This is a genomic window from Vibrio sp. 1078-1 (assembly GCF_033340475.1).
The window spans coordinates 1-631 of record NZ_JAWOWM010000508.1 but is presented as its reverse complement, the minus strand read 5'-3'; the positions used below and the strand labels follow the sequence as shown (position 1 = coordinate 631).

Annotated in this window: 1 protein-coding gene; it reads left to right on the top strand. The window is 42.3% G+C overall.

Translation table 11 applies throughout. The annotated features are described in order from the left end of the window. Positions 1-138 precede the first annotated feature (138 nt). Positions 139-631, top strand: a 493-nt coding sequence (locus R7190_RS28475) for a YajG family lipoprotein (protein WP_318138008.1), incomplete at its 3' end; no start/stop codon positions are given.

Sequence of the window (631 nt, the reverse complement as noted above, 5' to 3'; positions counted from 1 at the left end):
CGTCTGTTTGGCGATAAGAATGTGAAACTCATCGCTTCTAACAATAAGTTCGTGATTTTACAGGCAACAAAAAATCCTGCTAAATTAAGCGCAAAACAATAGAGCTCTCCGAGCAAAATGTTTACAAGGAACAATAAAATGAAAAAACTGTTACTCGCGGCTTCGGTTGCATTGCTTACTGCATGTTCAGCGCCACAACAACCGCAACTGAACCTAATGCCTGAAAGCACCTTGAGCACCAATCCTATTGTACAAGGCAAAACATACAGCTTGACCAGCAAAGACGTGCGCGCAGCGCAGTACGTAGCTTTGGTTGATAACGGTCGTTCAAACATTCTACCACTTCATGCGAAACAAAACTTACGCATTGCATTAGAAGAAGCTTTAGAGAAACAGTTCTCATCTCAAGGTTTCCACTCTGATCTGAACAGCGACAACTCAATCGAACTTGAAGTGCAAGAAGCGTTAGTAAACGTGAAGCACTCTGTAATGGAAAACGAGATGGATGCAAAAGTGGTTCTAGAAATCACAGCAGAAACTCCGCAAGGCAAGCTAGTTAAGACCTATACTGGTACTGCTAAACGTTCAGGCACACTAAGCGCTTCAGATTCAGATATTGAGCAAACACTAA